Source organism: Burkholderia sp. Bp9004 (assembly GCF_003858025.1).
GTDB classification, from domain to species: domain Bacteria; phylum Pseudomonadota; class Gammaproteobacteria; order Burkholderiales; family Burkholderiaceae; genus Burkholderia; species Burkholderia diffusa.
This window is the reverse complement of record NZ_QTQD01000002.1, coordinates 343,661-367,323: the sequence shown is the minus strand read 5'-3', so window position 1 is coordinate 367,323 and position 23,663 is coordinate 343,661. Positions and strand designations below refer to the sequence as shown.

19 protein-coding genes are annotated in these 23,663 nt (G+C 68.2%); 8 read left to right on the top strand and 11 right to left on the bottom strand.

The genetic code is table 11. The features are described from left to right. Positions 1-52: 52 nt before the first annotated feature. Positions 53-1,462, top strand: coding sequence for an argininosuccinate lyase (argH, locus tag DIE08_RS03935; protein WP_124621635.1), 1,410 nt, complete (start codon positions 53-55; stop codon positions 1,460-1,462). Positions 1,463-1,556: 94 nt separating this feature from the next. Then, a complete protein-coding gene (locus DIE08_RS03930) occupies positions 1,557-2,240 on the top strand; it encodes an HAD family phosphatase (RefSeq protein WP_124901052.1) in 684 nt (227 codons plus the stop codon). An 89-nt stretch (positions 2,241-2,329) separates the two neighbouring features. On the opposite strand, the gene DIE08_RS03925 is transcribed toward DIE08_RS03930, so the two are convergent. From DIE08_RS03925 to apbC, 5 genes are all read right to left on the bottom strand, one after another. Beyond that, complete coding sequence (locus tag DIE08_RS03925) at positions 2,330-3,172, bottom strand: lysozyme inhibitor LprI family protein (RefSeq protein WP_124621631.1); 843 nt, start codon at positions 3,170-3,172, stop codon at positions 2,330-2,332. Continuing rightward, complete coding sequence (locus DIE08_RS03920) at positions 3,172-5,451, bottom strand: arginine/lysine/ornithine decarboxylase (protein ID WP_059603751.1); 2,280 nt, start codon at positions 5,449-5,451, stop codon at positions 3,172-3,174. Before DIE08_RS03920 ends, DIE08_RS03925 begins: the two co-directional genes overlap by 1 nt. Positions 5,452-5,532: 81 nt before the next feature. Next, positions 5,533-6,102: a dCTP deaminase gene (gene dcd, locus DIE08_RS03915; RefSeq protein WP_006398615.1), complete on the bottom strand. Its 570-nt coding sequence runs from the start codon at positions 6,100-6,102 to the stop codon at positions 5,533-5,535. Positions 6,103-6,214: 112 nt separating this feature from the next. Next, on the bottom strand, positions 6,215-6,751 hold the full coding sequence (gene sodC, locus DIE08_RS03910; RefSeq protein ID WP_124621629.1) for a superoxide dismutase [Cu-Zn]: 537 nt from the start codon (positions 6,749-6,751) through the stop codon (positions 6,215-6,217). Between the two features lie 133 nt (positions 6,752-6,884). After that, entirely contained in the window at positions 6,885-7,976 is a 1,092-nt protein-coding gene (apbC, locus tag DIE08_RS03905; protein ID WP_124901051.1) for an iron-sulfur cluster carrier protein ApbC, read from the bottom strand. A 352-nt stretch (positions 7,977-8,328) separates the two neighbouring features. Here apbC and DIE08_RS03900 point away from each other — a divergent pair, with 352 nt between their 5' ends. Beyond that, positions 8,329-8,970, top strand: a complete 642-nt coding sequence (locus tag DIE08_RS03900) for an OmpA family protein (protein ID WP_059603759.1) — start codon at positions 8,329-8,331, stop codon at positions 8,968-8,970. A 368-nt stretch (positions 8,971-9,338) separates the two neighbouring features. Next, positions 9,339-11,495, top strand: a complete 2,157-nt coding sequence (metG, locus tag DIE08_RS03890) for a methionine--tRNA ligase (RefSeq protein ID WP_124901050.1) — start codon at positions 9,339-9,341, stop codon at positions 11,493-11,495. Positions 11,496-11,613: 118 nt separating this feature from the next. On the opposite strand, the gene DIE08_RS03885 is transcribed toward metG, so the two are convergent. Then, positions 11,614-15,660 (bottom strand): translocation/assembly module TamB domain-containing protein, encoded by a 4,047-nt coding sequence (locus DIE08_RS03885; protein WP_124901049.1) that lies wholly within the window; start codon positions 15,658-15,660, stop codon positions 11,614-11,616. A 28-nt stretch (positions 15,661-15,688) separates the two neighbouring features. Beyond that, on the bottom strand, positions 15,689-17,515 hold the full coding sequence (locus DIE08_RS03880) for an autotransporter assembly complex family protein (RefSeq protein WP_124901048.1): 1,827 nt from the start codon (positions 17,513-17,515) through the stop codon (positions 15,689-15,691). A gap of 254 nt (positions 17,516-17,769) precedes the next feature. Between DIE08_RS03880 and DIE08_RS03875 the strand changes: the two genes are divergently transcribed. The 4 genes from DIE08_RS03875 (at position 17,770) to panD (ending at position 20,361) form a co-directional block, all read left to right on the top strand. Beyond that, entirely contained in the window at positions 17,770-17,958 is a 189-nt protein-coding gene (locus DIE08_RS03875) for a DUF3460 family protein (RefSeq protein ID WP_044849219.1), read from the top strand. A gap of 4 nt (positions 17,959-17,962) precedes the next feature. Continuing rightward, positions 17,963-18,835: a ScpA family protein gene (locus DIE08_RS03870; protein WP_059527573.1), complete on the top strand. Its 873-nt coding sequence runs from the start codon at positions 17,963-17,965 to the stop codon at positions 18,833-18,835. Positions 18,836-19,093: 258 nt separating this feature from the next. Continuing rightward, complete coding sequence (gene panC / locus DIE08_RS03865; RefSeq protein WP_124901047.1) at positions 19,094-19,933, top strand: pantoate--beta-alanine ligase; 840 nt, start codon at positions 19,094-19,096, stop codon at positions 19,931-19,933. Between the two features lie 41 nt (positions 19,934-19,974). After that, on the top strand, positions 19,975-20,361 hold the full coding sequence (gene panD, locus DIE08_RS03860; RefSeq protein WP_006484038.1) for an aspartate 1-decarboxylase: 387 nt from the start codon (positions 19,975-19,977) through the stop codon (positions 20,359-20,361). Positions 20,362-20,549: 188 nt separating this feature from the next. Here the strand turns inward: panD and DIE08_RS03855 are convergent, their stop codons facing one another. The 4 genes from DIE08_RS03855 to DIE08_RS03845 all read right to left on the bottom strand — a co-directional run bounded on the left by DIE08_RS03855 (position 20,550) and on the right by DIE08_RS03845 (position 23,641). Then, entirely contained in the window at positions 20,550-21,209 is a 660-nt protein-coding gene (locus tag DIE08_RS03855) for a ParA family protein (RefSeq protein WP_059603772.1), read from the bottom strand. Positions 21,210-21,336: 127 nt separating this feature from the next. Continuing rightward, positions 21,337-21,750 (bottom strand): DoxX family protein, encoded by a 414-nt coding sequence (locus DIE08_RS03850; protein WP_124901046.1) that lies wholly within the window; start codon positions 21,748-21,750, stop codon positions 21,337-21,339. Positions 21,751-21,913: 163 nt separating this feature from the next. After that, the gene (locus DIE08_RS35485; protein WP_170296487.1) at positions 21,914-22,054 is read right to left on the bottom strand and encodes a hypothetical protein; all 141 of its coding nucleotides are present in this window, start codon (positions 22,052-22,054) and stop codon (positions 21,914-21,916) included. Between the two features lie 81 nt (positions 22,055-22,135). Next, positions 22,136-23,641: a cobyric acid synthase gene (locus tag DIE08_RS03845; protein WP_124901045.1), complete on the bottom strand. Its 1,506-nt coding sequence runs from the start codon at positions 23,639-23,641 to the stop codon at positions 22,136-22,138. Positions 23,642-23,663: the final 22 nt, after the last annotated feature.

Here is a 23,663-nt window from a genome sequence, read left to right as displayed (position 1 = left end):
GCGGGATTCCCTCGGCGGCGCACGCCGCCCAACTCCCCTTCGAAGAATCGCCATGACGTCCCAACTGCACAAAAAGGGCGAGGCCTGGTCGGCCCGCTTCTCGGAACCGATGTCGGAGCTGGTCAAGCGCTACACGTCGTCGGTGTTTTTCGACAAGCGCCTCGCGCTCGTCGACATCGCCGGCTCGCTCGCGCACGCGAGCATGCTCGCGGCGCAGAAGATCATCAGCGCCGACGACCTCGCCGCGATCGAACGCGGGATGACGCAGATCAAGGGCGAGATCGAACGCGGCGAATTCGAATGGCAGCTGGATCTCGAGGACGTCCACCTGAACATCGAGGCGCGCCTGACCGCGCTGATCGGTGACGCCGGCAAGCGCCTGCACACGGGCCGCTCGCGCAACGATCAGGTCGCGACCGACATCCGTCTGTGGCTGCGCGGCGAGATCGACCGCATCGGCGGCCTCCTGAACGACCTGCGCGGCGCGCTGATCGACCTCGCTGAAAAGAATGCGGACACGATCATGCCGGGCTTCACGCACCTGCAGGTCGCGCAGCCGGTCACGTTCGGCCATCACCTGCTCGCGTACGTCGAGATGTTCACGCGCGACGCCGAGCGCATGCGCGACTGCCGCACCCGCGTGAACCGCCTGCCGCTCGGCGCGGCCGCGCTCGCCGGCACCAGCTACCCGATCGACCGTCATGCCGTGGCGAAGACGCTCGGCTTCGACGGCATCTGCGCGAACTCGCTCGACGCGGTGTCGGATCGCGACTTCGCGATCGAATTCACGGCGGCATCCGCGCTCGTGATGACGCACGTGTCGCGCTTCTCCGAAGAGCTCGTGCTGTGGATGAGCCCGCGCGTCGGCTTCATCGACATCGCCGACCGCTTCTGCACCGGCAGCTCGATCATGCCGCAGAAGAAGAACCCGGACGTGCCCGAGCTCGCACGCGGCAAGACGGGCCGCGTGAACGGCCACTTGATGGCGCTCCTCACGCTGATGAAGGGCCAGCCGCTTGCGTACAACAAGGACAACCAGGAAGACAAGGAACCGCTGTTCGACACGGTCGACACGGTCGCCGACACGCTGCGGATCTTCGCCGAGATGGTCGCCGGCATCACGGTGAAGCCGGACGCGATGCGCGCGGCCGCGCTGCAGGGCTTCTCGACCGCCACCGACCTCGCCGACTATCTCGTGAAGCGCGGGCTGCCGTTCCGCGACGCGCACGAAGCCGTCGCGCACGCGGTGAAGATCTGCGACGATCGCGGAATCGACCTCGCCGACCTCTCGCTCGACGAAATGAAGCAGGAACTGCCGAACGTCGCGCACCTGATCGGCGACGACGTGTTCGGCTACCTGACGCTCGAAGGTTCGGTCGCGAGCCGCAACCATCCGGGCGGCACCGCGCCCGATCAAGTGCGTGCGGCGGTCAAGGCCGCTCGCGCCGCGCTCGACAAGTAAGCCTGCCGGCCCGGACGGGCGCCTTCGGCGTCCGTCTTTCACTCGGGCGGCCGTCGTGCCGCCCGACGCCCTTCCCGCTTCCCGGATACCGCCGATGACCTTCTCCGCCGCGCTCTTCGACATGGACGGCCTGCTCGTCGATTCCGAGCGGACCATCATGAACACGTGGATCGACGTGTCGACCGCGCACGGCGTCGTGCTGACCGAGATCGACTACCTGCAGATCGTCGGCCGCTCGTTCGCCGAGGGCCAGGTCATTCTCGCGCGGCTGATCGGCGACACCGACACGTTCGACGCCGTGCGCACCCTCGTGCGCGAACGGCTCGCCGCGCCCGAACCTCACCCGAAATTTCCGCTGAAGTCCGGCGCACTGACGCTGCTCGAGACGCTCGCGCAGGCCGGCATTCCGTGCGCGGTTGCATCGTCGTCCGCGCGCGACGTGATCCGTGCGCGGCTCGACGCGGTCGGCGTGCTGCCGTTCTTCCACGCGATCGCGGGCGGCGACGAAGTCGCGCGCGGCAAACCCGACCCGGCAGTGTACCGGCTCGCGGCCGAACGCCTCGGCGTGCCGGCGCACGCGTGCGTCGCGTTCGAGGACAGCGACTTCGGCGCGCAATCGGCCGCCGGCGCGGGCGCATCGGTCGTCACCGTGCCCGACCTGAAGGCACCGACGCCCGAGATCGTCGCGCTGAGCCTGCACGTGCTCGAGTCGCTCGACGATGCGGTCGCGTTCGTGCCGTCGTGGTTCGGCCGCCTGGACACGCAGCAGCGCGGGTAGGCGCCGCTCGCGGCACGCCATATGCAGACGGGCACCCTCGGGTGCCCGTTTTCCGTTGCCGCGCCGAATGACCGGCGTCGCGGCGATCGTCAGTTGTTGCCGGCCGTCTCCGACAGCCGCTTCATCGTCGCGATGCGCGCGCCGATCAGATCGACGCGTCCGTCCTCGCCGACGAGCGGCGCCGTCGCATCGCTGAACGCGACCCACGCGCGCTGCGCGCGCACGAGTGTCGCGGCCGAATGCGCGGGCATCTTGCGACGCAGCTTCTGGTAATAGCGGTTCAAATCGAACAGCGCGTGCTCGCACGCGGCATCCTGCACACACGGCCGCACGCGGCTTATCGCCGAATCGCGCGGCGCGTTCGCCGGCTTGCCGCCGGCTGGCGCGGCTGTGCCCGGCGCCGTGCCCGCACCGCCCTGGGGGTCGCCTTGCGCACCGCTCGTGGCCGCCACCGGCACGGCGGCAGGCGGCAGCGCATAGCGGTCGGCCGCCGCGCGCAGCGCCAATGCGCGATCGCGCACGGGCTGCAACTGCATGTCGGCGCTCGACATCGCGTACGCGGTGCCGCGCGTCGTGTCGTACACGGCTTTCAGCAGATGAACTTCATCCTTGCGCCACGTGACCCAGTGGCGCTGGCTGTCCTGCCAGCCGCGCTTCACGTTGGCCGGCGCATTGTTCGACAGGCGCTGGTACGCGCCGTCCATCACCGCCTGCCACTGCTGCTGCGCTTCGCCCATGCACTGGATCTGGCCGGCCGTCGACGACCGGTCGCGCCGCGCGAGACACTGCCGCATCGCGACGTCGATCGGATCGGCCGCCGCGACTTCCGCGTGTGCGACACCCACGCCCGCCAGCCCGGCCGCCCCTGCCGCCCAGACGACGAGCGCGGCCAACGCCGCACGCATCGTCCGGATTCGTCCCTGCGTCGCCATCAGTCGCGCACGCAATCGACGAAGTACTCGACGCGGCCGTTCACCTCTTCCGCGACGAGGCCGTGGATGTCGGTGTGGAAGCCCGGGAAGCGCTCGTTGAAGTCGCGCGCGAACCGCAGGTAGTTCACGATCGTCTTGTTGAAGCGCTCGCCCGGAATCAGCAGCGGGATGCCCGGCGGGTACGGCGTGAGCAGGATGCTCGTCACGCGGCCTTCGAGCTCGTCGAGCGGCACGCGGTCGATCTTGCGGTGCGCGAGCTTCGCGAACGCGTCCGACGGCTTCATCGCCGGCTCCATGTCCGACAGGTACATTTCCGTCGTCAGGCGCGCGATGTCGTTCGCGCGGTACACGTCGTGGATCTGCGTGCACAGGTCGCGCAGGCCGACACGCTCGTAGCGCGGATGCTGCGCGACGAATTCCGGCAGCACGCGCCACAGCGGCTGGTTGTTGTCGTAGTCGTCCTTGAACTGCTGCAGCTCGGTCACCATCGAGTTCCAGCGGCCCTTCGTGATGCCGATCGTGAACATGATGAAGAACGAGTACAGGCCGGTCTTCTCGACGATGATCCCGTGCTCGGCCAGATACTTCGTGACGATCGCGGCCGGAATGCCCGTCTCGCCGAACTCGCCGTCGACATCGAGCCCCGGCGTGATGATCGTCGCCTTGATCGGGTCGAGCATGTTGAAGCCTTCCGCCAGCGGGCCGAAGCCGTGCCAGTGGTCGTTCGGCTTCAGCATCCAGTCCTCGCGCGAGCCGATGCCTTCTGCCGACAGGTTGTCCGGCCCCCACACGCTGAAGAACCAGTCGTCGCCATATTCGGCGTCGACCTTGCGCATCGCGCGGCGGAAGTCGATCGCCTCGGCGATCGATTCCTCGACGAGCGCGGTGCCGCCCGGCGGTTCCATCATCGCGGCCGCGACGTCGCACGACGCGATGATCGCGTACTGCGGGCTCGTCGACGTGTGCATCAGGTACGCCTCGTTGAAGCGGTGCTTGTCGAACGTGCGGTTCTCCGAATCCTGCACGACGATCTGCGACGCCTGCGAGATGCCCGCGAGCAGCTTGTGCGTCGAGTGCGTCGCGAACACGAGCGCGCCCGTGCGCGGACGGCCGTCGCCGATCGCGTGCATGTCGCGGTAGAAGTCGTGGAACGTCGCGTGCGGCAGCCACGCTTCGTCGAAGTGCAGCGTGTCGAGCAGGTCGCCGAGCAGGTCCTTGATCATCTCGACGTTGTAGACAACGCCGTCGTACGTGCTCTGCGTGATCGTCAGGATCCGCGGCTTCATGTCCGGGTTCTCGCGCAGCGCCTCGCGCGCGAACGGGTTCGCCTCGATCTTCTTGCGGATGTTCTCCGGCTTGAATTCGTCGCGCGGGATCGGCCCGATGATGCCGAAGTGATTGCGCGTCGGCGTGAGGAACACCGGAATCGCGCCCGTCATCGTGATCGCGTGCAGGATCGACTTGTGGCAGTTGCGGTCGACCAGCACGATGTCGCCGGGCGCGACCGTCGCATGCCAGACGATCTTGTTCGACGTCGACGTGCCGTTGGTCACGAAGAACAGGTGGTCCGCGCTGAAGATGCGCGCCGCGTTGCGCTCGGACGCCGCGACCGGGCCCGTGTGATCGAGCAGCTGGCCGAGTTCGTCGACCGCGTTGCAGACGTCGGCGCGCAGCATGTTCTCGCCGAAGAACTGGTGGAACATCTGGCCGAGCGGGTTCTTCAGGAACGCGACGCCACCCGAGTGGCCCGGGCAGTGCCACGAGTACGAGCCTTCGTCCGCATACTTCACCAGCTCCTTGAAGAACGGCGGCGCGAGCGAGTCGAGATAGACCTTCGCCTCGCGGATGATGTGGCGCGCGACGAACTCCGGCGTGTCCTCGAACATGTGGATGAAGCCATGCAGTTCGCGCAGGATGTCGTTCGGCAAGTGGCGCGACGTGCGCGTTTCGCCGTACAGGAAGATCGGGATGTCCGCGTTGCGGCGGCGCACTTCGGTGACGAACGCGCGCAGCTCGATGATCGCGGTCGCGAGCTCGGGCAGCTCGCCGTCCGGGCCCGTTTCGCCGAGCATGAGTTCGTCGTCGTCGATCGACAGGATGAAGCACGACGCGCGGCTCGATTGCTGCGCGAACGACGTCAGATCGCCGTAGCTCGTGAGGCCGAGGACTTCGACGCCCTCCTTCTCGATCGCTTCGGCCAACGCCCGGATGCCGGAGCCCGAGATGTTCTCGGAGCGGAAATCTTCGTCGATGATGACGACGGGGAAACGAAACTTCATGGGCGATTCTCCAAAAAGAACGACCGCGGCGCGTCACGCGCAGCGGTCACCCGGAAACTGGTGAGACGTTATGCAACCAGATCAGGTTTTCGGCAGCGTGACACCGCGCTGACCCTGATACTTGCCGCCGCGATCGGCGTACGACACGTCGCACACTTCGTCGCTTTCGAAGAACAGCACCTGCGCGACACCTTCGTTCGCGTAGATCTTCGCGGGCAGCGGCGTGGTATTCGAGAATTCCAGCGTGACGTAGCCTTCCCACTCGGGTTCGAACGGCGTCACGTTGACGATGATCCCGCAGCGCGCGTACGTCGACTTGCCGAGGCAGACGGTGAGCACGGTGCGCGGGATGCGGAAATATTCGACGGTGCGGGCCAGCGCGAACGAATTCGGCGGGATGATGCACACGTCGCCCTTGAAATCGACAAACGAACCCTCGTCGAAGTTCTTCGGATCGACGATCGTCGAATTGATGTTCGTGAAGATCTTGAATTCGTCCGCGCAGCGAATGTCGTAGCCGTAGCTCGACGTGCCGTAGCTGACGATCCTGCGACCGTCCTCGGACGCGCGAACCTGATCGGGCACGAACGGCTCGATCATCTTGTGTTCTTCGGCCATGCGCCGAATCCACTTGTCGGACTTGATGCTCATAACAGGGCGCCTGGAAACGCTGCGTGACAGTCGGTGAGGGCCGGACCCGCGAGGCCGCGGCCGGGAAAGGCGCACATTTTACGCGATCATCGGCCGGCGCATGCGGCGTCCGTCATCGGATCACGCCACACGCGAGCGCCGGCCCCGCGCCGTGCTGCGGAAACGCCGGGTCGCTCGGGTCGCGGTGCACCAGCGCCGCGCGATTCAGCGCGGAGCGCACACCGTCGAGGGCCAGATCGGGCGCGACGATGAAACCCGCCGCCACGCCGTTCGCATCCGCATGGATGTTGCCGAGATCGCCGGCGACGCGCGCACCCGCGCGCAGCCGGTCGGCTGCCGGCGCGAACACCTGGCCGGCGCTCGAGCCGTCGCCCGCGTTGCAGTCGCCGCGCTCGTGCACCTGCAGCGCGTGATCGCTGTTCGGCGGCAGGCCGGCCAGGTTGTACGTGACCTGGACGCCGTCCGGGCGTTCGACGAACGTCACCGCACCGCGTGCCTGCGAGCCGACGGTCGGCTGCAGTTGCGCGTCGGCGCGCTTTTCGTGCGACGAGGAAAAAGAGGTACAGCCGGCCAGCAGGCCCAGCGCGGCGGCGGCCAGCAGCGCGCGCCGCGCGCGGCCGGCGTGCACGCCGTGATGTCGTTGGTTCATTCGATCCTCATGCCGGCTGGCGGCCGTTCGACACGGCGGCCATGCCGGGCGGGTAAAGGGACCCGGGAAAAGTCGCCATGATACCGCGCCTCGCGGCGCCGTAAACAGCGTGAGGCCCCGCCCCGCAAGGGTTTTACGTATTTTGAACAACGATCGACGGGAACTTCGACGTCATATCGCGCGCGCGCTCGGCGATCGCCAGCGCGACCCCGCGCGCGATATCGCGGTAGCGCCGCGCCAGCGCGCCGTCCGGTTCGGCCACGACCGTCGGCGTGCCGCTGTCGGCGCGCTCGCGGATCGCGATGTCGAGCGGCAGGCTGCCGAGCACGTTCACACCGTAATCCCGGGCCATCCGCTCGGCACCGCCCGCGCCGAAGATGTGCTCTTCGTGGCCGCAGTTCGAGCAGACGTGGATGCTCATGTTCTCGACGATACCGAGGATCGGAATCCCGACCTTCTCGAACATCTTCAGGCCCTTCTTCGCGTCGAGCAGCGCGATGTCCTGCGGCGTCGTCACGATCACGGCGCCCGTCACCGGCACGCGCTGCGCGAGCGTGAGCTGGATGTCGCCCGTGCCCGGCGGCATGTCGACGATCAGGTAGTCGAGCTCGCGCCAGTTGGTCTGCCGCAGCAGCTGCTCGAGCGCCGACGTCGCCATCGGACCGCGCCACACCATCGGGTTGTCTTCCTCGATCAGGAAGCCGATCGAGTTCGCCTGCAGCCCATGGCCGACCAGCGGATTCATCGACTGGTTGTCCGGCGACTCGGGGCGCTGGCCGTGAATCCCGAGCATCGTCGGCAGCGACGGACCGTAGATGTCGGCGTCGAGAATGCCGACCGACGCGCCTTCCGCGGCGAGCGCGAGCGCGAGGTTCACGGCCGTCGTGCTCTTGCCGACGCCGCCCTTGCCCGATGCGACCGCGACGATGTTCTTCACGTTCGGCAGCAGCTTCACGCCACGCTGCACCGTGTGCGCGACGATCTCCTGCGACACGGCGACGCGCGCGTCGTGCACGCCCGGCACGGCCTTCAGCGCATCGGCAATGCGCGCGCGCACCTCGTCGTGCTGGCTACGCGCGGGATAGCCGAGCACCACGTCCACCGCCACGGCCTCGCCGTCGATCGCGACGTTGCGCACGCCCTTGTTCGCCGCGTACGGACGGCCGGTATTGGGGTCGACGACAGCCGCCAGTGCGGCGTCGACTTGTGCCCGGTCAATGCTCATTGAAACTCCGTGAAAACGTTTTTCTCGCGCGCAAACGTCAAGAAATATCAAATAACGCTGCGAAAATCGGGAAAAGTGAAAGAATCTGTTGCACGCCATTGCGCGAACGCGCGCGTCGGAGCAATCTTCGCGTGCGGCATGCTATGGGGCCAAATCGGCCACTAACCGCCTATATTGTAGAGGCTGATGCGTCGCCCTGTCCGGAACAGCCCCGCTGACGAACAGGGCATGCGGCCGCCTCGGCGGCTGCCGCGGCACGGGCCTGCCCTTCCTTTTTCGGGCGGCCGTGCAGGGAGCCGTAACTGTTGTTTGTCGTCGTTGTCGACTCGTTCAACCAAGAGAGGAATCCAAGATGAACATGAAAATCGCGACTCGCCTGTCCGTCTTCGCACTCGCCGGCGCGCTGCTGGCAGGCTGCGCCACGCAGCAAGGCAGCAATACGGCCGTCGGCACCGGCACGGGTGCGGCGCTGGGCGCGGGCATCGGCGCGCTGGCCGGTGGCGGCAAGGGCGCGGCGATCGGCGCGGGCGTCGGCGCACTGGTCGGCGGCGTGACGGGTTACAACTGGCAAGCGATCAAGAACAAGCTCGCGCCGTCGGCAGCCAAGACGGGCACGCAGGTGACCGAGCAGCCGGACGGCTCGCTGAAGCTGAACGTGCCGAGCTCGGTGACGTTCGCGACGAACCAGTACGCGATCACGCCGGCCTTCACGCCGCTGCTGAACGACCTGGCCACGACGCTGAACCAGAACCCGCAAGTGACGGCATCGATCGTCGGCTACACGGACAGCACGGGCTCGGCACAGCTGAACCAGACGCTGTCGCAGAACCGCGCACAGAGCGTCGTGAACGCACTGGTGCAGCGCGGCGTCGCCGGCGGCCGCCTGTCGGCACAAGGCATGGGCCCGTCGAACCCGATCGCGGACAACGCGACCGAAGCCGGCCGTGCGCAAAACCGCCGCGTCGAGATCTACCTGCGCGCAGCACAGCAGTAAGCATCGCCGCGAGAGGAGGAAACGGGGGCGCGCGCCCCCGCCGCTCAAGGCTTCCAGCGGGATCCGTAACGAATCGAAAAAAATTTCGAACTTCTGTCGCGGCCCGCGGTCTGTCTTTACGGTACGCGGCTGGCGCAGCCGGCGCGTCACCATTCTCCTCTTGTCGTTGTTGCTCCGGGGCCGAATCCGCCCCGGTTTTTTTTGCCCGGAATTCGTATGCTGCGCCGCAGCATTGCGCCACCGGGCAAGCCGCCACGGCGGCCCCGCCCCGTCCTGCGTCCGCGCCATGGCGCCCGCGCCGGCTGACCTGCCCGCGCCCCTGCTAGAATCGCAGTTTCCGTCGTTTCCGCCGTTCTTCTACAGACCCTATGTCCGCATCCGACCTCACTTCCGTGCAGGCTGCGGCGCCGCAAGGCAGCCGCCAGATCCTCGTTACGTCCGCACTGCCCTATGCCAATGGCCAGATCCACATCGGCCACCTGGTCGAGTACATCCAGACCGACATCTGGGTGCGGACGCTTCGAATGCACGGCCACGAGGTCTACTACATCGGCGCCGACGACACGCACGGCACGCCGGTCATGCTGCGCGCGGAGAAGGAAGGCCTGACGCCGAAGCAGTTGATCGACCGCGTGTGGACCGAGCACAAGCGCGATTTCGACAGCTTCGGCGTGTCGTTCGACAACTTCTACTCGACCGACTCGGACGAGAACCGCGTGCTGAGCGAGAAGATCTACCTCGCGCTGAAGGAAAACGACCTGATCGCCGAGCGCGAGATCGAGCAGGCGTACGACCCGGTCAAGGAAATGTTCCTGCCGGACCGCTTCATCAAGGGCGAATGCCCGAAGTGCCACGCGAAGGACCAGTACGGCGACAACTGCGAAGTGTGCGGTTCGACCTATCTGCCGACCGAACTGCTGAATCCGTATTCGGTCGTGTCCGGTGCGACGCCGGTGCGCAAGACGTCGACGCACTATTTCTTCCGCCTGTCGGACCCGCGCTGCGAGTCGTTCCTGCGCGAATGGGTCAGCGGCCTCGCTCAGCCCGAAGCCACCAACAAGATGCGCGAATGGCTCGGCGACGCCGGCGAAGCCCGCCTCGCCGACTGGGACATCTCGCGCGACGCGCCGTACTTCGGCTTCGAGATCCCGGGTGCACCCGGCAAGTACTTCTACGTGTGGCTGGACGCGCCGGTCGGTTATTACGCGAGCTTCAAGAACCTGTGCGACCGCAAGGGTATCGACTTCGACGCGTGGATCCGGTCGGGCTCGACCGCCGAGCAGTACCACTTCATCGGCAAGGACATCCTGTATTTCCACACGCTGTTCTGGCCGGCGATGCTCGAGTTCTCGGGCCATCGCACGCCGACCAACGTGTTCGCGCACGGCTTCCTGACGGTCGACGGCGCGAAGATGTCGAAGTCGCGCGGCACGTTCATCACCGCGCAGAGCTACATCGACACCGGCCTGAACCCGGAATGGCTGCGCTACTACTTCGCCGCGAAGCTGAACGCGACGATGGAAGACATCGACCTGAACCTCGATGATTTCCAGGCGCGCGTGAACAGCGATCTCGTCGGCAAGTACGTGAACATCGCGAGCCGCGCGGCCGGCTTCCTGCTCAAGCGCTTCGACGGCCGCGTGCAGGACAGCGCGATGAACCATCCGCTCGTCGCGAAGCTGCGCGATGCGATTCCCGCGATCGCCGCGCACTACGAAGCGCGCGAATACAGCCGCGCGCTGCGCCAGACGATGGAACTCGCTGACGAAGTGAACGCATACGTCGACGGCGCGAAGCCGTGGGAACTCGCGAAGGATCCGGCCAACGCGGTCGCGCTGCACGAAACCTGCAGCGTGAGCCTCGAGGCATTCCGCCTGCTGTCGCTCGCGCTGAAGCCGGTGATGCCGCGCGTGGCCGAAGCCGTCGAGACCTTCTTCGGGATCGCGCCGCTCACGTGGGCCGATGCCGCGAAACCGCTGTCGTCCGCGCAGCCGATCAAGGCGTACCAGCACCTGATGACGCGCGTCGATCCGAAGCAGATCGACGCGCTGCTCGCCGCGAACCGCGATTCGCTGCAGGCCGAGGCCACCGGCGCGGCTGCCGCAAGCGCGGCCAACGCCGCGAAGGAAGGCAAGAACGCCAAGGCGAACGCGAAGGCCGCCGCCGCGAACGGCGCCGACGACGGTCCGATCTCGATCGACGATTTCGCGAAGGTCGACCTGCGCATCGCGAAGATCGTCGCGTGCCAGGCCGTTGAAGGCTCGGACAAGCTGCTGCAGCTCACGCTCGACATCGGCGAGGAAAAGACCCGCAACGTGTTCTCGGGCATCAAGTCCGCGTACCAGCCCGAGCAGCTCGTCGGCAAGCTGACGGTGATGGTCGCGAACCTCGCGCCGCGCAAGATGAAGTTCGGGCTGTCCGAAGGGATGGTGCTCGCCGCGTCGGCCGCCGACGAGAAGGCCGAGCCGGGCCTCTACATCCTCGAGCCGCACAGCGGCGCGAAGCCCGGCATGCGCGTGAAGTAAGCAGCACGCGCCGCCCGTTGCGCACGAAAGCCCCGCACGATGCGTGCGGGGCTTTTTTCATGCGCGACGACGGTGCGAGTCGCGACGACGATTCCGATGCGCGTCGAAGCGCGTGCCGTCACCGCCGGCTGAACCAGCGATCGAAGCGCCGCGTGTAGTTCAGGTCGACGCCCTGGAACGTGCCGCCGTATGCAGACACGGACCAGAAGCGCGTCAGGTTGATCGTCGCCTTGAACGCGTTGCTCGCCGACTGCAGGCCCTGCTCGAAGCCGAGCACGAAACGCTCGTTGATCGCCTTCGAGACCTGGATGACCTGCGGATCGGTCAGACCGACGTCGCTGCGGCCGATCGAGAATTCGTCGAGGCCGAAGGTCTGCGCGACGCGCTTGCCGGTCACGCTGCCGAGCAGCGCGAGCGCCGCCGTCATCGTGCCCTGCTGGCCGACGTTGTTGCCCTGGTCGGTGCCGTGCCCGAACAGCAGCCACGACAGCTTTTCGTTGTCGGTGACGTTGGGTTCCGACACCAGCTTGACCGTCAAAGCCTGGATCGTGCCGGTGACCTGCACCCCGGCCTCGACCTCCTGGTTGCGCCGCATCGCGAGGATGTTCACGCCCGGATTCGACACGGGGCCGTTGAACGTGAAGAAGCCGTTCTCGACCGCGAGCTTGCGGCCGAACGACGTATACGTCGACCCTTCGGTCACGCGCACGTTGCCGATCGCGCGCAGTGGCACGCCAGGCGCGCTCATCACGGTGATCGTGCCGCGCAGCCCGAGATCCGCGCCGTGTCCCTTGAAGCGGAAGTTGTTGCCGAGGCCGATGTCGATGTTCGCGCGCGGCGCGAGCGACGGCGCCGGCTTGTCCTCGACCTTCTGCGGCTTCGCGACCGCCGTGCCGGTCGGCGTCTCGCCGCGCACGGTCCCGTCCGGTCGCACCACGACGACATCGTCGGACAAGTGCGGCGCCGCGTCTTCCGGCAGGTCGAACAGCGCACGGTCGACGACGAACTTGCCGTCGATCGACAGCGCGCCGCGCGGCCCGTCGTTCGCGACGGTCGCCTTGCCGGACAGCGACAGCTTGCGGTCCGGCGCCGCGAACAGTTCGAGTTTGTCGGCGACGATGCTCGCGGTCAGGTCCGGCGCCTCGCCGTCGAGACGCACACGGCCGATCGCGCGCAGCGTGCCGTCGCCGCCATGGAACTCGACCTGCTGGAATTCGACGAGGTTCTCCGCGAGCTTCACGCGCACGATGCCGTCCTTCAGCTGCACGCCCTGGTCGACGAGCGTCGCGGACAGATCGTCGCCCGTCAGCATGCCCGACACGTTCGGCTTCACCGGCGTGCCAGCGATCGTCAGCTTCAGCGCCGCGCGCCCGCCGAGCAGGTAGCTCGGCCCGAACAGGTTGCCGGTCGCCTTCAGCGACGGGATGTCGGCGTCGATGCGGCCCGCCAGCGGGCCGTCGTCGACGACGCCGAACACGCCGTCGCGCAGCGCGAACGGCACGGTGACGTTCGCGTCGAGCGTGCCGACCCGGTTCGCCTTCGCCAGCGCCACCACGTTGAGCCGGTTGCCCGGCGCAAAGCTCGCGCGCGCCGACAGGTCGGTCAGCCCGAGCGACGCGATGCCGCGCCCGGTCTCGATCGTCACGTCGCCGCCGCGCCGCTTCACCTGCACGTAGCCCGTCGCGTTCGCGCCGAGCGAGAAATCCCAGTCGGCATCGAGCACGACGTCGGTGCGCACCGGCGACCGCTGGCCCGTCAGCTCCTGGCGGATCTCGAGGAAGCGCGCGACCGACGCGCCGCGCACGGTGCCCGCCGAGCGCATCTGGCCGTGATCGAACACGAACGACTTCAGGTCGATCGCGGCGCCTTCGAGCGTGAGCCGCGTCGCGCCGAGCGTCACGCGGCCGGCGCCGGCCGACACGGCGAGCGGCGACTGCAGCGCCACCGCCGGCGTGCCGCGGTTCGCGAGGCGCGTGACGGTGCCGTCCCAGCGCATCCCGTCGCGATTCTCGACCACGCCGCCGTTCGCCGCGAACGTCAAGTCGATCACGCGGCCGCCGGCCGTCCCGAGCGCCGACGCGTCGAGCGTATGCTTCGCGCGCGTGCCGTCGAGATTCGCGCGTAGCGATTTCAATTGCAGCGAGCCGAGCGCGATGTCGGTCGCGTCGGCCGTGAATACGAGCGCACCGTGCGCGCCGTCGCGGATGTCGGCGCGCCCCTGCGCGGCACCGATCCGGTTCGAACCGAGCACGACGTGCTGGGCCTTGTAGGTGGCCGTCACGTTCGGATGCGCGAAGCTGCCGGTCAGCTCGCCCTGCGCCTGCACGAGGCCCTGCACGCCGAAGCCGAGCCGGTCGAGCTCGGGCGCGTCGACGACGAAGCGCAGCCGGTCGCCCGGCGCGCCGAAACTGCCGCGCAGGTCGACGTGGTTGCCCGCGATCGTCAGGTTCGCGTTGCTCGGCAGGATCCGCGCGCCGACGAGCTGCACGACGCCGGCGCCGGTCAGGGGCACGCCGTCGTAGAGGCTGTCGCCGAGCTTGAAGGTCGCCTTCGTCGACACCTGTGGCTCGAACGCGCCGGAGGCCGTCAGCGTGCCCGATACGCGCGTCTCGCCGCGCCTGGCCGGCGCCTTCGCTGCTGCCTTCGCCGTTCTGGCGGCCGGCTTGCCGCCGCCCGCGCCCGGCGCGCGCATCGCGGCGAGCAGCAGCGGATCGAACGCGGTCAGCGTCGCCTTCGCGTCGTAGCTCGAATGCGCGTCGTGACGGAACACGCCGGTCAGGTCGATACGGCCCTTGCCCGCCGTCACGCGCGCATCGGTCAGCACCGTCTGCTGCCGCGTCAGCGCGACCTTCGCACGTGCGCCGAGCGCAAGCTTCGGATCGTTCAGGTTGAAGTCGACGGTCGTCACGTCGCCGGCGAGCGTCACGCCGAGCGGGCCGCCGAGGCGCATCGGCCGCAATTCGGCGACGAACGCATTGAGGTCGAGGTTCGCGACCTTCAGGTCGAAGCGGCCCTTGCCGCCCGTCAGCGTGCCGTTGCCGGTCACGCTGCCGTCGCGGATCAGTTTCAGCGCGAGGCCGTCGATCCGCTGCGCGTGCGCGTCGAGATTGACGGTCGCATGGGCGTCGACGACGGGCAGCAGGTGCTCGCCGAGCGTGCCGGGCTTCGCGTTGACGATCGACACCGGGCCGGTCACCGCGAAACCCTTCGCCGGTGCGGCGCCGGCCGGCGCGGTCACGGGCGCCAGCTCCGCGCGCACCGCGAGATCGGCGGCCGGCGCGCCCGGCGCGATCGCCTGCGGGTTCACGTGATCGAACGCGAGCGATGCACGCGTGAGCGGCACCGCGCCGAACGGCGCGGCCTCGACGTGCGCGCGCCCGTTCAGCTTCATCCCGCTCGCGGCGACGTCGGCGACGAGCGCTTCGAGCGAACCCGATACGTTCGCGCTCGCGTTGACCGGTTCGTTCGCGAGCTTGCCCACGTAGGTCGCGTTGCCCGTCAGCGCGAACGGCTTCACGCCGTCGAGCTTCGCGCGGGCGGTCAGCGCGCCGTACGGTGTGTCGACGCCGTCGAGCGCGAGTTCATGGTGACGGCCGTCGCTGCGGCCGTTCAACGCGAGATGGTCGAGCTGGGTCGTCGACCCACCTTCGTGAATCGCCAGGTGATCGACGCGCAGGTCGTCGATCCGCAACTGCAGCGGCAGGCTCAGGTCCTGCGGCGTCGCGGCCGGCGTCGACGGACCCGGCGCGATCCGTACATCGATCGTGCCCGCGCGAAGGTAGTCAACGGACAACCGCCACGGCGCGCGGGTGAGCGCCCAGCGGCCGTCGAGCCGGTCGATCCGCACTTCGGTGCCGGCGCCGCCGGGGCTCGTCCACGCGAAGCCGCGCACGCGCACGCCGGTTGCGAGCGAACCGCCGTCGAGCGTGCCCGCCAGCCGGCCGCCCAGCACGCGCACGGCCGTCTGCCACGCGAGCCGCGTGCCGCGCTCGGTCGTCGCCGCGGCCAGCACGAGCCCGGCCGCCAGCACGACGAGCAGCACGACCGTCACGAGCGCCCACGCGGCGATCCGGCCCCCACGCACGCGGCGCGGCGGCGCGTCCGGCGCGCGCTCGGGCGAGTCCGGATCGTTGGGCGGCGGCGTGTCGTTCGGATCCTTCGTCATGCGGTTCGTCGTGGCTCGTGCAACAAGGTCAGAAAGCGATGCCGAGCGTCAGGTACGGGCGCACGCTGTGGTTGCGCAGTCCGTACGCGACGTCGACGTTGATCGGGCCGACCGGGCTGCGCCAGCGCGCGCCGATGCCGACGCCCGGGTAGAACACGCGCTCGCCCCACGCATCGGTCGCGGTGCCGATGTCGAAGAAGGTCGCGGCGCCCCAGTCGCGGTTGAACCAGTGCTGGTATTCGGCGGTGCCCGTCATCAGGTACTTGGTCGGCAGGACGGAGCCGTCGACGCTGTTGCCGATGCTCTGGTAGCCATAGCCGCGCACCGAATTCGAGCCGCCCGCGCGAAACAGCAGCGACGCCGGCACGCCGCTCGAGCTGCCGCTCGTGAACACGCCGCCGAGCTCCGCGCGGAACACGAACAGGTCGCGCTTGCCGATCGGCAGGTACTGCTGGCCGCGCGCGTAACCGCGGATGAAGGTCTGATCGGTCAGCACGCCCTTGATCGCGAAGCCGGCCTCCGCGTGAATCAGGTTGCCCGAGCGCGGGAACAGCGGATCGTCGACGTTGCGGCGCGTCCATGCCCATTGCGGCACCAGCGCGCGGCTCGTGGTCGGGCCGGCGCCGTTCTGGTCGAGCCGGTCCTGGTAGAACATCAGCGAGTACGCGTAGTCGATGAACTGGCCGGTGCGTGTCCGCTGCACGCCGACCCGCGCGCTGTAGATGCGCGTGTCCGACACGTTGGTGTTCGTGTACGACGCGAGCACGCTGTTGGTCCATCCTTTCTCGCCCGGCGGCATCGACAGCTGGACCTGGCCGTACTGCTGGATCTGGTCGAGCCGGCCCGACACGGTGAGCGGCCACGCGGCGCCGAATGTGTCGAGATACGTGTAGGAGCCCTGCACGTGCGGGCCCGTATCGGTCGCATAGCCGACGCCGCCGCGGATGTTGTTGTACGGAAACTCGCTGACCTTCACGTGCACGGGCGTGCGCTCGGGCTTCGCCGTATCGTCGCCGACGTCGATCGCGACGCTCGCGTAGTACGGCGTGTTCTGCAACTGCCGCTGCAGCTCGGTGATCCGCTGCACGTCGTAGATCTCGCCTTCCGACAGCGGATTGACGTTCGTGACGATCTTTTCCGGATAGCGGCGCACGCCGTCGACGTCGACCTTGCCGATTGTAAACGTCGGGCCGCTGTCGAACGTGACGGCCAGCGTCGCGCGCTGCGTGCGTGGATCGACGCGCGCCTCCGACGACGCGATCTTCGCGCCCAGGTAGCGGCGCGACTGCAACTGCCTGAGCGCCGCCCCCTTCGCGCCGTCCCAGTCGGACTGCGTGAACGGGTCGCCCGGCTTCAGCGAGAACGCGAAGCGGGTCGCGGCCTCCTGCTTCGGATCCTCGGTGCCGACCGGGCCCTTGAATGCCAGGTCGACCGTCGACACGACGGTCTGCGGCCCCGGATCGACGGCGACGCGCACGTCGCGCTTGCCGTCGCGCGTGCGCACGTCGGTGCGCACGACCGGCGAGAAATAGCCGGCCGTCGCGGTCAGGTCGCGCACCTGCTGCGGCGTGGCGGTCACGAGGAAGTCGAACTGGTCGTCGCTGATGTCGTCGCGCTTGGCGAAGCGCGCGATGTCGAGATGGGCCTCGAGGAGCTTGCGGATCGCGCGCGGCGCGTCGATATCGACGTCGTACTTCGCGTAAGCCGGCAGCACCACGAACGCGGCGAGACAGCCCACGAGGGCTGCCCGGGCCGCCGCACCGGCGCCGCGCCGCGCGCGACGACCGCGGTGACGCGCCGCGCGCGGGCTCGCCTCATGCGCCGTATGTGCCTGCTGGTTCACCTGACCCGCCAAATATGACCTCGTCCTCGGTTGTCGTGATTGTGTGGAAAACCCCGTATTTGACCACAGGGCGGCGGCTCTGCCCGCACGGGCACCGCTTTGACGCCGGGACGCAACGAAGCGCGCGCGGGCCCGGCCGGTCGGGCCGCGGGTGTCGGCCAGCGGATTCGACGCGCGATTGCCGCCGGCTGTTCCCCGCGATGCGGTAAAATCCCGCCATCGCGAACCCGGCGCGTCGTGCGCCGCCCGAAACGGAAAGCCAAGCCATGCCGTACCAGTCCGACGTCACGCAATTCCTGAACCAGCTCAAGCAACAGAAGCCGACGCTCGAAGAAGAGCAGCGCAAGGGCCGTTCGCTGTTGTGGGACAAGCAGCCGATCGACCTCGACGAGCGCGCCGAGCAGCAGGAATCGCGCGTGAAGCAAACGTCCTACGTCTACTACCAGAACTTCTGACGACGTGAGCGCCGCCGACGAGGCCAGCGCCGCCCGGCAGGACGACGCGATTGCCGCGCCCGCGGGCGCCGATTCGACGCCCGACACGGTTGACGGTGTCGCGGCGTTCGCACGTCTGTACGGCGAGCCGCTCTTCAAGCTGCCGCAGGATCTCTACATCCCGCCCGATGCGCTCGAGGTGTTCCTCGAGACGTTCGAAGGCCCGCTCGACCTGCTGCTGTACCTGATCCGCAAGCAGAACTTCAACGTGCTCGACATCCCGATGGCGCAGGTCACCGCGCAATATCTGGGCTACGTCGACCAGATCCGCACGTCGAACCTCGAGCTGGCGGCCGAATACCTGCTGATGGCCGCGATGCTGATCGAGATCAAGTCGCGAATGCTGCTGCCGGTCAAGAAGGCCGATACCGGCGAGGAAGCCGAGGATCCGCGCGCGGAACTCGTGCGCCGCCTGCTCGAATACGAGCAGATGAAGCTCGCCGCGCAACGCCTCGACCAGCTGCCGCAGCTCGGCCGCGACTTCCTGCGCGCCGAGGTCTACATCGAGCAGAGCATCACGCCGCGCTTTCCGGACGTCGATTCGGACGACCTGCGCGCCGCATGGGCCGACGTGCTCAAGCGCGCGAAGCTCGTCCAGCACCACAAGATCTCCCGCGAGGAGTTGTCGGTGCGCGAACATATGAGCCTGATCCTGCGCCGGCTGCAAAACGCACGCTTCATGGAGTTCGCCGACCTGTTCGACACGTCGCGCGGCGTGCCGGTCGTCGTCGTGAACTTCATCGCGATGCTCGAACTCGCGCGCGAATCGCTCGTCGAGATCACGCAGGCCGAACCGTTCGCGCCGATCTACGTGCGCCTCGCGTACCTGCCCGCGTAAGGCGCGCCGCTGCGCCCGCGCCACCCCGCACACCGAAATGCACCGCATCCTGCCGCCGGGCCCGCCGGCGCGGCTCGCTCGCGGTGCGCCCGATCAAAAAGTGAACGATCGTACTTTTTTCGATGCGCCCGGCGGCCAAATCCTCTACAATCCGCCGACGCCCGATGCGCCGCCCGCGCGCCGGCGTTCTCCGCTTCGACCCCGACGCCGCTGTTGCGGCGCCAACGCGCGCCTGCGCGAGGAACCCGCTACCCGATCATGAAAGTCATCAGCTCGATCCAGGAACTGCGCGACCAGTTGCGCGGACAGAACCGCACGGCGTTCGTGCCGACGATGGGCAACCTGCACGAAGGTCACCTGTCGCTGATGCGCCTCGCGCGTCAGCACGGCGACCCGGTCGTGGCGAGCATCTTCGTCAACCGGCTGCAGTTCGGCCCGAACGAGGATTTCGACAAATATCCGCGCACGCTCCAGGACGACATCGAGAAGCTGCAGAAGGAAAACGTCTACGTGCTGTTCGCGCCGACCGAGCGCGACATGTATCCGGAGCCGCAGGAGTACCGCGTGCTGCCGCCCGACGATCTCGGCGGGATTCTCGAGGGCGAGTTTCGCCCGGGCTTCTTCGCCGGCGTGTGCACGGTCGTCACGAAGCTGATGTCGTGCGTGCAGCCGCGCGTCGCCGTGTTCGGCAAGAAGGACTACCAGCAGTTGATGATCGTGCGCCGGATGTGCCAGCAGCTTGCGCTGCCCGTCGACATCGTCGCGGCCGAGACCGTGCGTGACGAGGACGGCCTCGCGCTGTCGTCGCGCAACCGCTACCTGACGACCGACGAGCGCAAGGAAGCGCCCGAACTCGCGAAGACGCTGCAGCGCGTGCGCGACAGCGTGCTCGGCGGCGAACGCGACCTCGGCAGGCTCGAGCAGACCGCGCGCGCGCACCTGGCCGAGCGCGGCTGGGCGCCCGACTACATCTCGATCCGCCGCCGCGCGAACCTGATCGCGCCGAGCGCCGCCGAACTCGAAGCCGGCGAGCCGCTCGTCGTGCTCGCGGCCGCGAAACTCGGCGCGACGCGCCTGATCGACAACCTGGAAATCTGACGGGCCGCCCGCCCTCGCCTCTCACGCATCACGGAGATACCATGCAGCGCCATATGCTCAAATCGAAGATCCACCGCGCGGCCGTCACGCACTGCGAGCTGCATTACGAAGGCTCGTGCGCGATCGACGAAGACCTGCTCGAAGCGGCGGGCCTCATCGAAAACGAACGGATCGACATCTGGAACATCAACAACGGCGAGCGCTTCTCGACGTACGCGATCAAGGGCGAGCGCGGCAGCGGGATGATTTCGCTGAACGGCTCGGCCGCTCGCCGCGCGCAACTCGGCGACCTCGTGATCATCGCGGCGTTCGCGATGGTCGATGAAGCCGAGCTGCAGGCCGGCTGGAAGCCGAAGCTCGTGTTCATCGACGAAGGCAACAAGATCAAGGGCCACCGCGATCACGTGCCGACGCAGAACTGGACCTGATCCACGCCGCGGCCGGCGTGTCGCGACGCGCCGGATCGCTGCCTCGGCGCGCCCACGCGCCGTGACGGCGGGCGCCGCGCAGTCGCATATGCAGGAAGAGAAAGGGCCTGATCCGTCACGATGCCGGATCAGGCCCTTCTTCATTCACCCTGCTGCACCTGGCCTCGCCGGTATTCGGCCATCGGCGATCAAGACGCCTTGGCGACCTTCTCCGCTTTCGGCGCGCGACGCTCGGCCCATTCGACGATCGGCCGCCACTGTTCGAGATCCTTCTCGACGCGGCTTTTCGCGACGTCCCACAGCGTCAGGCCGTGCGCGGCGATCTGCACGTAGTTCTGCGTGTCGCGCACGTAGCCGAGCACCGGCAGCCCGAGCCCTTCGACGAAACGGTGCAATTGGTCGGACGAGCGCGTGCGCGCGTCCACCCGCATCCCGACGATCCCGACCTCGACGCTGCCCTTGCGCACGGCCTTTTCGCCGGCGAGGCGCTCCAGAAACTGCTGGGTCGCGAGAATATCGAACATCGACGGCTGCAGCGGCACGATCACCTTGTCGGCGAGCTGCAGCGCGACGTTCAGCCGGTTGCCGTGCAGGCCGGCCGGCGTGTCGATCACCGCATATTCGAGGCCGCGCGGCGGCTTCGACGGCGCGTCCGGATCGAGACTCCACGCCTCGATCGCCGGCAGGCCGGCCGGCCGCAGGTCGAGCCACGCATGCGCGGACTGCTGCCGATCCAGATCGGCGAGCGCGACCCATGCGCCCTGCGCCGCGAAATAGCCGGCAAGATTGGTGGACAGCGTGCTTTTCCCCACGCCGCCCTTCGGATTTGCCACCACGATGACCGTCATGAATTCCCCCGAAAAAGCCGCGCGGCACCTGCCGCCTGGCAGGCGCCGCTCGATTGCGGATACAGGGAGCGATGATATCGGCAAACGGGGTGTCACCGGAACGGGTTGCGCCGATGCGCGCCCCCTTTCAAGCGGTTCGCGCCGCGGCACGCGGTGCGCCGAGCGCGAACGCGCCGCCGCCCAGCAGCGCCTGCACGGCCAGCGTGACGGCCCAGAACGCCGGATATTCCCAGCCGCCGTTCGGCGACGCGAAGCTCCAGCCGTTGGGCAGATGCGCGGACACCGCGCCGAGCATGAACGGCAGCAGCGCCAGCGCGGCGATACGCACGCGGAAGCCCGCGAGCAGCGCAAGGCCGCCGGCCAGTTCGACGAACGTCGTCACATACGCGAGCCAGCCCGGCAGGCCGATCGACGCGAAGAACTGCGCGGTGCCGGGCAGCGTGAAGACGAACACCTTCTGCGCGACGTGCGCGAGGTACAGCACACCGAGTGCGACGCGCAGCAGCGTCGCGCCGAGATCGTTCAGGCGATGCGAGGTCATGGCGAATTCCTTCATGAGTGGATGAGAATGGATCGCACTCTATTCGAATCAATTCGACCAATAAACACGCGATACGGCTTTAACTGATTCCCCGCAGGAACGAATTGCGTCGTAAAAAGGGGCACGACCGATCGTGCCCCGCTGCCCGTACTGGCTACTAACGTCAGCCGCCGCTTTTGCCTTGCGCGGCGTCACCCGAACCGGCCGGGCCGCCGCCCGGCGCGTACGAGTCGCACGCATGCGCCACCGCCGACGCGCCCAGCAGCGCCGCGAGCAGCATGCCCAACCACCATCGAGCCTTCATCGTCGCGCTCCTTCGGCGGACCTCCGCCCATCTGAGTTGTACACGCTCCGCCGCAAAATGCCAGGCCAGGCACGCCCTGCGTCAGCGGAACTCCGCGTACAGCGCGCGCAGGTCGAGATGCTCGGCGAACGAATCGGCCAGCCGCTCCAGCGACGCCTCGCGCAGCGCCGGGTAGTCGATGTGCGCCGCCCCGTCGAGCCCCGCCCACGCGAGGAGTGCCGCACACGCGTCGGGCGCGTCGAACAGCCCGTGCACGTAGGTCGCGAGGATCTGCCCGTCGGCCGACCGTGCGCCGTCCGTGCGCACGCCGCCCGGTGCGTCGCCCGCCGCCAGTTCCAGCGCGGGCGACGCGAGCGCAGGGCCGCGCGTGTCGCCCATATGGATCTCATAGCCGTGCACGGCGGCCGCGCCGGGCAGCGCGAGATGCCCGGTCACGTTCTTCAGCGTCTTGTCCGGCTGCAGCGTCGTGTCGAAGTCGAGCAGCCCGAGCCCCGGCATGCTGCCGGGCGCGCCTTCGAGGCCGAGCGGATCGTCCAGTGTGCGGCCGAGCATCTGCATGCCGCCGCAGATGCCGATCACCTTGCCGCCATAGCGCAGGTGCCGGCGGATCAGCGCGTCCCAGCCCGCGTCGCGCAACCACGCGAGATCGCGCTGCACGTTTTTCGAGCCGGGCAGGATCAGCAGGTCGGCATCGGGCGCCGGGCCGCTCTTCCAGTACGTGAACTCGACCTGCGGATGCGCGCGCAGCGGATCGAAATCGGTATGGTTGCTGATCCGCGGCAGCGCGGGCACCACCACGCGCAGCACGCCGGCGTCGCCGCGCAAGGCGGCGGCGCTGCGCGCCTGCGATGGCAGCATGTCTTCCGCGTCGAGCATCAACCCGTGCAGGTACGGGAGCACGCCGAACACCGGCTTGCCCGTCTGCGCGCGCAGCCAGTCGAGGCCCGGTTCGAGCAGCTTGATGTCGCCGCGAAAGCGGTTGATCACGAAGCCGCGCACGCGCGCGCGCTCGCTGTCCGACAGGCACGCGAGCGTGCCGACCAGGTGCGCGAACACGCCGCCGCGGTCGATGTCGGCCACCAGCACGACCGGGCAGTCCACGCGTTCGGCGAAGCCCATGTTCGCGATATCGCCTTCGCGCAGGTTGATTTCGGCCGGGCTGCCCGCGCCTTCGACGAGCACCGTGTCGTAGCCGGCACGCAGCCGCGCGTACGACTCGAGCACCGCGTCGAACGCAACCGGCTTGTAGTCGTGGTACGCACGCGCATCGAGGTTCATGCGCGCCTTGCCGTGGATGATCACCTGCGCGCCGCGATCGCTCGTCGGCTTCAGCAGCACCGGGTTGAAATCGGTATGTGGCAAGACACCCGCGGCGAGCGCCTGCAACGCCTGCGCGCGGCCGATCTCGCCGCCATCGGCCGTCACCGCGCTGTTCAGCGCCATGTTCTGCGGCTTGAACGGCGCGACGCGCGCGCCCGCGCGACGCGCGAGGCGGCACAGGCCCGCGACGAGCGTGCTCTTGCCCGCGTCGGACGTCGTGCCCTGGATCATCAACGTGCCGCGCGGCTGCGGTTCGGGTGCGTTCATCGTATGCAAGGTCGTGGCGAAG